Source organism: Streptomyces sp. NPDC127098 (assembly GCF_042722465.1).
In the GTDB taxonomy this organism is placed as follows: domain Bacteria; phylum Actinomycetota; class Actinomycetes; order Streptomycetales; family Streptomycetaceae; genus Streptomyces; species Streptomyces millisiae.
Map to the genome: position 1 here is coordinate 18,058 of NZ_JBHXFJ010000084.1, position 10,143 is coordinate 28,200.

Sequence of the window (10,143 nt, forward strand, 5' to 3'; positions counted from 1 at the left end):
GCCGCGGGCTATTCCGTGCCGAAGAGCCGCAGCAGCTCAGTGCGGCCGAACATGCGGGCCGTGTCGATGGCGGAGGGCTGGCCGGCCGAGGGGTCGGCGCCCGCGTCCAGGAGGGTGCGGACGACGTCGATCTCGCCCTTGAAGACGGCACCGGCGATCGGGGTCTGGCCGCGGTCGTTGACCCGGGTCGCGTCGGCGCCACGTTCGAGCAGGGCCCGCACCGTGTCGGCATGGCCGTGGTACGCGGCGAGCATCAGCAGCGTGTCGCCCCTGTCGTTGCTGAGGTTCGCCGGCACCCCCGCGTCCACGTAGGCGGCGACGGTGTCGGTGTCGCCCTCCCGGGCCAGGTCGAAGACCTTGGCGGCGAGCTGGAGCACCTCGGGGTCGTGCGCGGGCTCGTTGCTCTCCGGTGCGGGGCCGGTCATGGGGACGCCTCCTCGGTCGAAACCGCAGGCGGGAGCGGAACCGCGCTGCTTGGCCCAAGCCTACGTACTCTGGCCGGCATGGCCCTCACATTCCCCCGCAGGTCCCCCGGCGCGGCCGAGCCGTGGTTCCGGGTGGACGTGCTCATGGCGTTGCTCGGCGTGGTGCTGCTGGTGGAGACCGGCGCGCTGTTCTTCCGTGACCTGGACCTGGGCCCGCTCGCGCTGGGCGGCGACATCGCGCTGCGCACCGCCTGCTGGGCCGCCTTCGGGGTGCGGCACCGGTGGCCGGTGGCGGTGGCCGCCGGCGCCCTGCTGGCCTGCCTCGGCTACTACCCGCTGTCCTCCGCCGACGGCGCGACGCCGATGATCGCCCTGGTCGCCGCCCTGTACACGGTGGCCAGGGCCGGCCAGCTGGCCGCCGCCGTCACGCTGGCCGCGATCGCCGTGCTGTTCGTCACGTACGGCGAGACGCTGGCGGAGGACGGGGTGCGGCACGTGGACAACGTGGCCCTGCTGATGCTCAGCGGCTGGGTGGTGAGCCTGATCGCGCTGGGGCACGCGATGCGGGTGCGCTCCGCCTACCAGCAGGAGGTCGAGCAGCGGATGCTGGCCGCCGAGCGGGAGCGGGACGGCCGGGCGCGGCAGTCGGCGACCGAGGAGCGGCTGCGGATAGCCCGCGAGCTGCACGACGTGCTGGGCCACAACATCTCGCTGATCAACGTCCAGTCGGCGGCCGCCCTGCACCGCAGCGCCAAACGCCCGGGGCAGACGGCCGAGTTGGTGACGGCGCTGGAGTTCGTGCGGGACACCAGCAAGGAGGCGCTGCGCGAACTACGGGCCACGCTCGGGGTGTTGAGGCAGGTCGACGAGGCCGCGCCGACCGAGCCGGCGCCCGCGGGGCTCGAACGGATCGCGGAGCTCGCCGAGCGGGCCTCGGTGGGGGGCCTGCGGGTGCGGGTCACGACGGAGGGCGAGCCGCCGGTGGTGCCGGCGCAGATCTCGCTGGCCGCCTACCGGATCGTCCAGGAGTCGCTGACCAACGTGACCCGGCACGCCGGTGCCAGCACGGCCGAGGTGCATCTCGCGTACGGTCCCGGCGAGTTGCGGCTGCGCGTCGAGGACGACGGCGCCGGCGCCTCCGACGCGGGCGCGCTCGGCAGCGGCATCGCGGGGATGGCCGCCCGGGCCCGCGCGCTCGGCGGCGAGCTCACCGCCGCCAACCGCGAGGCGGCTCCCGGCTTCCGCGTCAGCGCGCGCCTGCCGTTGCCGCTGCCGCGGGGCGCGGCGGAGCCCGTCGGCTAGGACTTGTCCGGTCGATCATGTGCGTCGCCGGTGCGTCAAGCCCAGGATCCCCGGATCCGGACGCCCGGCGGGCCCCCGCCATCCGCCGTGAAGAGCGCGGGCCGGCTGTCCCAGGGCTCGCTGACGCGGCGTCAGTCGCCGTCGGGCGGCAGCGGCACGTCGTACGCGTTGAGGATCGCGGAGACGGCGGCGTACTGCGCGACGAGGAAGACGAGTTCAGCCATACCGGAGTCGCCGAAGGCGCGGACCCCGGCTCGGTAGAGCGCGCCCGGCAGAGGAGCGCCGCTGTGCAGCCGGGCGGCCACATCGTGAGCGACCGTTTCCTCGACCGTCATGCCTGCCGGGCGCTGCCCCGCGACCAGGCCCTCGATGACGTCCTCCGGCAGACCGACGGCGAGCGCGACCCGGGAGTGCGAGTACAGCTCGTGGGCCGCGGCATACCGCGACCCCGTGGTGAGAATCGCGACCTCGCGCACCCGGGCGGGCAGGACCGAGGCACCGGTGCCGGCCGTGAACCACTCCAGCAGGGGGCGGGCGAGCCCGGGAAAGCGGAGCATCACCGGGAACGGGCCGATCAGCGCGCCGTCAGGATCCGTCGAGGTAAAAGGTGCGGACAACCCCGCCATGAGGTGTCGGACGTGATCGTCGAGCCGGCGCTGCTCGTCAGTTGGGCCCTGTCCGGGCGATCTTCTTCGGGCCCGCGACGCCATACACGGCACCTCGCTGCGTTACCGAATCGCGCGAATACGGCCAAGTATGAGCTGCGATCCGGTGCCTTGCGATGCACCGCGTCTGACGCCGCGGGCTGATCCTCGAAGATCGCCCGGACAGGACCTGGTTCGCTGGGCTTGATCGAGGGCATGCGCACAACGCGTCACCGCACCTGCGTGCCGTCGAGCCACACCTGACGGACCCGGCCGCGAAGGTCGTCGAGATCGGACAGATCGCCCGCGATGACGACCACGTCCGCGAGCTTGCCGGGTGCCAACCTTCCAGCGGTGTCGAATCGAAGGAGTTCGGCGGAGCTCGACGTCGTGGCGCGCCAGGCATCCAGCGCGGACATCGACGAGGAGTTCACCATCAGAGCGAGTTCTCCGAGGTTGCTCGCTGCCGGGCTCCAGTAGGGCGGGCTGTCGGTCCCCATGGCGATCTTCACTCCCGTTTGGACGGCGAGAGCGAAGCTCGCCTGATGGGCTTCGACCGCCTCACGGGCGAGGTTGGCGTTCTCTTCCGGGATCGGTATACCGCTGTCAGCGGCGTCAACGATGGCGCGTGTCGCTGACAGCGTGGGAACGAGCCAGGCGCCACGCTCGAGCATGAGGTCGATCGCTTCGTCGTCGAGGTAGTAGCCGTGTTCGACGGAACGCACGCCGGCCCGCAAGGCCGCCTTGATTCCCTCGGTCCCCTGCGCGTGGGCGAACACGTAGGTGTCGGCCGCGGCGGCCTCGGCGACGATCACCGCTAGTTCGTCGGCGCGAAACTGGGCGTGGCGCGGGTTGTCGCCCGGAGACATGACTCCGCCGGTGGTGGCGATCTTGACCGCGTCGGCCCCCGCGCGCAGCACTTCACGAACTCCTCGCCGTACTCCGTCCGGGCCGTCGACGATCGGGTCGGGACGTCCGGGGTGTGCCGTCATCATCGGGATCGATCGATGACCTCCGGAGGGAAGACGGACATCGCCGTGCCCGCCCGTTTGGGACAGCATCGAAATGGCGATCTGCAGTCGCGGCCCCTCGATGAGTTCCTGTGCGATCGCCTGCTTCACCCCCAGGTCCGCGCCTGCGGCATCTCGGGCTGAGGTGATGCCTTGGTCGAGCAGGAGCGACAGGTTGCGCTTTGCTTCGTAGTACTGCAGGGAGAAGGCTTGTTGCTCGGCGCGGGCGAGGTCGAAGTCTCTGGTCATCACGTGCACGTGGCAGTCGAACAGCCCGGGGAGGACCGACTTTCCCGAGCAGTCCACAACGTGATCACCGTCCAGATCGGTCCCGACATCGACGACGTGACGGCCTTCGATAACGAGGTCTGCTATGCCTGCTGAGGTCCCGTCGAAGACGGTCCCATTCCTGAAGACTGTGCGGATTGCCATTGCTCCTCAATTCACGAATGCTCGACTGCGCCAGGGGCGAAGACACCGACAGGTGTTGTCGAAGCGGTCATGACGCAGGACGGTAGTCCGCGCGGGTAATGGTCCCGGCCTGCTGCAGGATTTCACTCGAAAGACGGCTTTGGCTGAGGCATGTTGGTCAGCAGAGGGCTGAATTCGCCAGTGGCGTGCCCACGGGTGTCGAGGCGGTGTCCTTCCTTCTTGACCGTGCGCAGCACGACGGAACGGTCGGCGATGGTGACGCCGGGAAGTTTCTCCTCGAGAACGGCCTCGAGCCGCTGCACGTCAGCCAGCGTCTGCAACCACACGGCGAGGATGAGGTTGTACTGTCCGACAGTTGAAACCGCGAGGCGGATCTCGCCGATACGCGTGAGCACCGACCCGACGCGCTGCACGAGCGCGGCAGGGACACGGAGGAAGTACCACGCGTGAACCGGCTTGCCTGATTGGGCTTTTGCCATGTCCAGGCGGGTGTCCAACCGCCCTTGCGCGGTCATGGCCGCAACCGCGTCCCGCACCCGACGTTGGCCCACGCCGACGGTCCTCGCCAGGAGAGCCACCGTCGCCCTGCCATCCGGTCCCAGGAGGCGCAGGAGTTGGTCCTCCAGCTGAGGGTCGACGCGGCTCCTCGGGGATCGCGTGACCTCGATGGTCCGCTCCACCGCCGCGATCTCCTCGGCTGACAGGGAGCGAAGACGCCACTGACCTCCGTCCACGAAGGGGGACGTGAACAGGTGGGCCCGGGTCGCGCGAATCCCGTCAAGTGCCGGTACCCGCGTCATCAGGTACTCCGTCAGCGCATCCATGCTGGATGTGGCCACCAGCACGAGCATCTCGCGTCCCCCGGCCGTGAGGTCCACCGTGAACGCCTCACTGTCCGCCGAGATCTCCTGTGCGAGACCGAGCGTGGCGGCGGGGTGGGCTTCGATTTCCACTATCGCCGACGGCCCTCTCAGCTCCGGTCCTGGATGTCCGGACACCCATGCGATGCCAGCCTCGACGATGCGTTCCCAGCGCCGGGCGAGCGTGACCGCGTCGACCCCGATGATCGGCGCCAGCGCGGCCCAGCGTGCTCGCGGGTTGATCTGGAGGGCATGGATGAGCCGCCGATCGAGCTCATCGAGGTCGTAGTCCCGGCGACTCTCGTCCGCATCACTCATAAGATGTGACTCTATGTTATGAGAAAAGGTTGATGTTCCGACGGGCATGCGGTTGTTCCCGTGCGGTGCCCTTTGAGCGCGGCGCGGAGCTCGTGACGCGTGACGCTGGCCGAGTTGCGGCAGCGGGGCGCGCCCGCGTGCCGTCAAACTTCACCGCGGTCGCCTTCTGAGGGCTTTTCCTGCGTTGCCGGTCAGGTCGCCTCCTCGCGGAGTAATGATCTTCGCGTGAGTACGAGAGCGTCGGCATCCCGGCGTTGACGAAGGAGGACGACCTTGGCGACCATGTCGGATCCCCGGTGGGAAGGCCACGTTTCACCGACCGCGTTTGAGGAGTACTCAGAGAAGTACGCCGCATTCTTCAAGATGCGCAGGGAGAACGGCGTCATCGAGCTTCGGCTCCACACTGACGGCGGTCCGTACATCCACAACTGGGCTGCCCACAACGCGTGGAACCGGGTGTGGCAGGACGTGGGCAACGACCCCGACAACCATGTCCTCATCCTGACCGGCACCGGCGAGACCTGGTTCCGAGGCGACCCCGAGGAGACGTGGCCGCGGCCCATCGTCGACGAGGAGCCCGACTACATCTTCCAGCAGACCATCGATGCGTGGAAGCTGATCGAGAACTTCGTCAACAACCTCGACATCCCGACGATCGCGGCGGTAAACGGTCCCGGAATCCACACCGAGTTCGCGCTGCTCTGCGACATCACCCTGGCCGCGGAAGACGCGGACTTCATGGACCCGCACTTCATGGCGGGCACCGCGCCGGGAGACGGACTCTCGCTCGCCCTGCAGCACCTGATGGGCACGAAGCGGGCGGCCTACGACATCTACAGTGGCCGCTCCATCCCCGCGCGGAAAGCACTCGACTACGGGCTCGTCAGCGACGTGCTTCCGCGTGAGGAGCTCCTGCCGAAGGCGTGGGCGATCGCGGGCGACATCATGAGGCGCCCGCGGTTCGCCCGCTGGGCAACCCATAACATCGTGTCGCGCCCCTGGCGCAAGCTCGTTGCCGAAGACTTCGGTTTCCACTTCTCGCAACAGATGCTTGCCACCGTCGCTGCCAAGCGACGGGTTCCCGACCCCGACCTGGTCGTCGACGCGCGCTCACGCAAAGTGTGGTGAGAACCTGAGGGCCGAAGCAGGTTGTCGGCCCCCGTCACGGACTGACGAACCTCCGACTCAGGAGGCTAGCCGGGGGCCTGGGGCCGGTCGGGGTAGGTGGTGGCGCACGGCCGTCCTCGCGGCGTCCGCCGCGGCCGTCAGCGCGGCCAGCACGGCCTGGACGAGGGGGTGTTCGGCCGCGCCGGAGCGTACGGTGACCAGCACGTCACGGTGGTGGTCGGCCGCCAGGTGGCGCAGCGCGACCGGCGGCCGGCGATCGTACCAGAGCAGGTCAGGCAGGAACGCCGCCGCGTGCCCCGCCGCCACCAGTTCCGCGTGCACCAGCATGTCGGCGCTCTCGAACGCGACGTCCGGCTCGAAGCCGGCCTCCCGGCACACCGCCGTCGTCCACTCCCGCGCCGGCGTGCCCACCGGCTCCATCGCCCACGGCCGCCCGGCGAGCGCCGCGAGCTCCGCCGGCTCCCGGGTGGCGAGACGCATCGGGTCGCGCCACAGCGTCCGGTGCTCGACCTCCGCGGCCCGGGCCTGTGGCCGGCCGGGGAAGACCTCGTCGACGACCAGGTCGCAGTCCCTGGCGAGCAGCGCGGGCAGCGCCGTGTCCGGCTCGGCCTGGGTGAACGTCAGCCGCACGCCCGGGTGGGTCTCGCGCAGCCAGGTCAGCGCGGGCGGCAGCAGCGCCAGCGCGGCGGTCTGGAAGCCGGCGATCCGCAGCGAGCCCGTCACCTCGGCGAGCGAGGCGGCGATGTCGGCCGCCGCCCGGTCGAGACGCCGCAGCACCGCCTCGGTGTGGGCGACCAGGATCTCGGCCTGGGGCGTCAGCCGCACCCGGCGGCCGTGCGGCTCGAGCAGCGGCGCGCCGACCTCCCGCTCCAGCTGGGACAGCTGCTGGGAGACGGCCGACGGGCTGTAGGAGAGGGCGGCGGCGACGGCCGCCAGCGTGCCGCGGTGCCGCAGCTCCCGCAGGATCTCGAGCCGGCGCAGGTTGTACACGGACGCGCCACTCCATTCATCAGATTCTCTGACGGGTGAACCCCGGAAAGATTCACTTTACTGTCGGGAGGAGGGCGGTCAGCGTGGAGGCCATGGACATCGAGGCACTGCGGCAGGCGACCCCCGGCGTCGGGCGCCGGACCCATCTGAACAACGCCGGCGCCGGACTCCTCTCCACCTGGACGCTGCGGACGATGACCGCGCACCTGGAGCTGGAGGCGGAGATCGGCGGCTACGAGGCCGCCGACCAGGAGCGGGACCGGATCGAGCGGGTGTACGCCGACCTCGCCGAGCTGGTGGGCGGCCGGCCGGCGGAGATCGCCCTGTTCGACAACTCCACGCGCGCCTGGCAGGCCGCCTTCTACTCCCTCGCCCTCTCCTTCCGGCCCGGCGACCGGATCCTGACCGGCCGTGCCGAGTACGGCAGCAACGTGCTGGCGTACCTCCAACTCGCGCGCCGCGCCGGCGTGGAGGTCGTCGTCGTGCCCAACGACGCCAGCGGGCAGCTGGACGTGGCGGCGCTCGCCGAGCTGATGGACGAGCGCGTCAGGCTGGTCGGTCTCAGCCATGTGCCCACCGGCGGCGGCCTGGTCAACCCGGTCGCCGAGGTGGGCCGGATCACGCGGGCCGCCGGCGTGCCGTTCCTGCTTGACGCCACCCAGTCGGTCGGCCAGTTCCCCGTCGACGTGCGGGAGATCGGCTGCGACCTGCTCACCGGCACCGGCCGCAAGTTCCTGCGCGGCCCACGCGGCACCGGCTTCCTGTGGGTGCGCCCCGAGACGACGGAGCGCCTCGAACCCTTCGTCACCGAGATCGCCTCCGCCACCTGGGACGGTGGCCGCGGCTTCACCTGGCACGAGGGCGCCGCCCGCTTCGAGACCTGGGAGAAGAACTACGCCGCCGTCCTCGGCCTCGGCTCGGCCGTCCGGCAGGCCCTCGACCTCGGCCTGGCCGCCATCGGCGAGCGCGCGCTGGCGCTCGGCGCCACCCTCCGCGACCGGCTGGCCGAACTGCCGGGCGTCACCGTGCACGACCAGGGCGAGCACCGCTGCGCCATCGTCACGGCGAAGGTGGACGGCGTGCCGACGGCCGAGGTGGCCGCCGCCCTCGCCGCACGGGGCGTCAACGTCACCACCACGCACCCCGAGCAGACCCAGTTCGACACCGAGGACCGGGGCGTGCACCCGCTGGTGCGGCTCTCCCCGCACTACTACAACACCGAGGCCGAACTCGACCTGGCCGTCGAGACGATCGCCGCCCTGCGGCGGTAGCGTCGCGCCCCAGGCTGAAGACCCATGCGACGCCCTCCCCTCACCGCGGTGCGCGAAGGCCACCGCGCCCTGGAAACGCTCGTCGCCGGGCTCACCGACGGGCAGGTCCGGGCTCCGTCCCCGCTGCCCGGCTGGTCGCGCGGCCACGTGCTCGCCCACCTCACCGACAACGCGCGGATGTTCGCCCGCCTCGCCGAGCACGCGCTGCGCGGCGAACTCGTGCCGACCTACGACGGTGGCATGGCCGAGCGCGACGCGATCATCGCGGCCACGGCCGGCCGTTCCGCCGCCGAGCACCGGACCGAACTCGCCCGCCAGACCGCCCGGTTGGAGGCGGTGTGGGACCGACTCGGCGAAGCGGACTGGTCACGCCCCGTCACCTTCCGCAACGGCTCCATCGGCACGACGGTCTTCGCCCGCTGGCGCGAGACCTGGATCCACGCGGTCGACCTGGACCTCGGCGTGCGACCCGACGACTGGCCCGAGGAGTTGGCCGCACACGCCGTCGACTTCCTGCTCGGCCGGCTGCCGGCGGGCACCCGGCTCCGCGCCGACGACGTGCCGCGCGAGTGGACAGTCGGGGACGAAGAGCCGACCAGGCTGATCAGCGGACGGGTGCGCGACCTGGCGGCCTGGCTGGCCGGGCGCGCCCCCGCCGTCCCGCCCACGGCGGCGCGTGGCCTGCCCGCCCTCGGCCCCTGGCCGCCCCACCCCACGCCGAAGCCCCGCGCCGGCCGGTGAGCCGCTCGCGACGGCCGGGGAAGAACGCGAGCCACGGCCGGTACCCCGGGTAGAGCGCGAGACCGGCCGCCACCACGGCAGCGGCCACCGGACGGGTGCCGGTTCCACCCCGGAACGCGCGGTCGGCCACCCGGGCGACCCTCGTCAACCCAGCCGCTGCCAGGCGGTCCTGAGCGAGCGGGCGTCACGCAGTCGCCGCTCGTAGGTGGCGCCCACCGTCAGCAGCAGCGCCCCGGCCAGCGCCAGCGGCACCCAGCGCGGCACCACACCGGCCACCTGGACCACATAGGGCGCCAGTTCGCGGCCGGCGACCAGCGCCAGCGTGCCGCCGCCCAGCAGCAGCGGCGCCCGGAGCCGCCACCGCCCGCCCGCCAGCGTCACCGCCAGCGCCCAGCCGCCGAGCAGCAGCGACCTGACCCAGCCCGGGTCGTCCGTCAGCGCCCACAGGCTGGGCAGCAGCGAGGCCCCGAGGCCGAACCCGTACGCCCGCCACGACGGGATCCCCGGGGCGCCAAGCCGCCGCAACGCCCCCACGCCGAGGAACGCCAACGCCACCGGCGCGGTGTACGCCTCGGGGACCGTCACCTCCCAGGCCGCCAGCCGCACCCAGACCGAGAGCACCAGCAGCCCGGCCGCCGCGTACGAGGCCGGCCGCCGGTCGGCGCGCAGCGCCACCCCGGCCGCGCCCACCGCGCAGCCCGCCAGCACCGCCGACAGCGTGCCGCGGCTCGCCGCCGCGCTGACCAGCGCCCATCCGGCGACCGCGTACCCGGCGCACTCCACGCCCAGGGACACCGGCGCCGGGCGCAGCCGGGCCGCCAGCGGCACGGCGGCCAGCGCGACGGCGAGCAGCACGAACGCGGCGGTCGTCCCGGGCACGCCGAGCGCCGCGGGCAGCGCCCGCGCCAGCCCGCCGGCGCACAGCAGCGCCGCGCCGCCGGCCACCGCCCCCTGTGCAGGCGGCCGCCCGCCCCCGGCCCCGGGCCCGTACACCGAGCCCATCACCACCATTTCCGCCGGCG

The 10,143-nt window shown here is 72.0% G+C and carries 10 protein-coding genes; 4 read left to right on the forward strand and 6 right to left on the reverse strand.

Annotated elements, in window-relative coordinates:
- Window positions 1-8: 8 nt before the first annotated feature.
- On the reverse strand, window positions 9-425 hold the full coding sequence (locus ACFWI8_RS32870) for an ankyrin repeat domain-containing protein (protein ID WP_387099040.1): 417 nt from the start codon (window positions 423-425) through the stop codon (window positions 9-11).
- A gap of 78 nt (window positions 426-503) precedes the next feature.
- Between ACFWI8_RS32870 and ACFWI8_RS32875 the strand changes: the two genes are divergently transcribed.
- A complete protein-coding gene (locus tag ACFWI8_RS32875; RefSeq protein WP_387099042.1) occupies window positions 504-1,727 on the forward strand; it encodes a sensor histidine kinase in 1,224 nt (407 codons plus the stop codon).
- Between the two features lie 131 nt (window positions 1,728-1,858).
- Here the strand turns inward: ACFWI8_RS32875 and ACFWI8_RS32880 are convergent, their stop codons facing one another.
- The 3 genes from ACFWI8_RS32880 to ACFWI8_RS32890 all read right to left on the reverse strand — a co-directional run bounded on the left by ACFWI8_RS32880 (window position 1,859) and on the right by ACFWI8_RS32890 (window position 4,991).
- On the reverse strand, window positions 1,859-2,344 hold the full coding sequence (locus tag ACFWI8_RS32880; protein WP_387099044.1) for a carboxymuconolactone decarboxylase family protein: 486 nt from the start codon (window positions 2,342-2,344) through the stop codon (window positions 1,859-1,861).
- A 257-nt stretch (window positions 2,345-2,601) separates the two neighbouring features.
- The gene (locus tag ACFWI8_RS32885) at window positions 2,602-3,813 is read right to left on the reverse strand and encodes an amidohydrolase family protein (RefSeq protein WP_387099046.1); all 1,212 of its coding nucleotides are present in this window, start codon (window positions 3,811-3,813) and stop codon (window positions 2,602-2,604) included.
- A gap of 122 nt (window positions 3,814-3,935) precedes the next feature.
- Window positions 3,936-4,991 carry an Lrp/AsnC family transcriptional regulator gene (locus ACFWI8_RS32890; RefSeq protein WP_387099048.1) on the reverse strand — a complete coding sequence of 352 codons (1,056 nt, stop codon included), beginning with the start codon at window positions 4,989-4,991 and terminating at the stop codon, window positions 3,936-3,938.
- A gap of 282 nt (window positions 4,992-5,273) precedes the next feature.
- On the opposite strand from ACFWI8_RS32890, the gene ACFWI8_RS32895 reads away from it, so the two are divergent.
- Entirely contained in the window at window positions 5,274-6,119 is an 846-nt protein-coding gene (locus ACFWI8_RS32895; protein ID WP_387099060.1) for an enoyl-CoA hydratase/isomerase family protein, read from the forward strand.
- 57 nt (window positions 6,120-6,176) lie between these two features.
- On the opposite strand, the gene ACFWI8_RS32900 is transcribed toward ACFWI8_RS32895, so the two are convergent.
- Window positions 6,177-7,109 carry a LysR family transcriptional regulator gene (locus tag ACFWI8_RS32900; protein ID WP_387099050.1) on the reverse strand — a complete coding sequence of 311 codons (933 nt, stop codon included), beginning with the start codon at window positions 7,107-7,109 and terminating at the stop codon, window positions 6,177-6,179.
- Between the two features lie 92 nt (window positions 7,110-7,201).
- On the opposite strand from ACFWI8_RS32900, the gene ACFWI8_RS32905 reads away from it, so the two are divergent.
- Together ACFWI8_RS32905 and ACFWI8_RS32910 are read left to right on the forward strand one after the other, a co-directional pair.
- Window positions 7,202-8,380: an aminotransferase class V-fold PLP-dependent enzyme gene (locus tag ACFWI8_RS32905; protein WP_387099052.1), complete on the forward strand. Its 1,179-nt coding sequence runs from the start codon at window positions 7,202-7,204 to the stop codon at window positions 8,378-8,380.
- Between the two features lie 24 nt (window positions 8,381-8,404).
- Window positions 8,405-9,121: a maleylpyruvate isomerase family mycothiol-dependent enzyme gene (locus ACFWI8_RS32910; protein ID WP_387099054.1), complete on the forward strand. Its 717-nt coding sequence runs from the start codon at window positions 8,405-8,407 to the stop codon at window positions 9,119-9,121.
- 144 nt (window positions 9,122-9,265) lie between these two features.
- Here ACFWI8_RS32910 and ACFWI8_RS32915 read toward each other — a convergent pair.
- Window positions 9,266-10,143: SCO7613 C-terminal domain-containing membrane protein (locus ACFWI8_RS32915; protein WP_387099056.1), on the reverse strand; the 878-nt coding region annotated here is incomplete at its 5' end.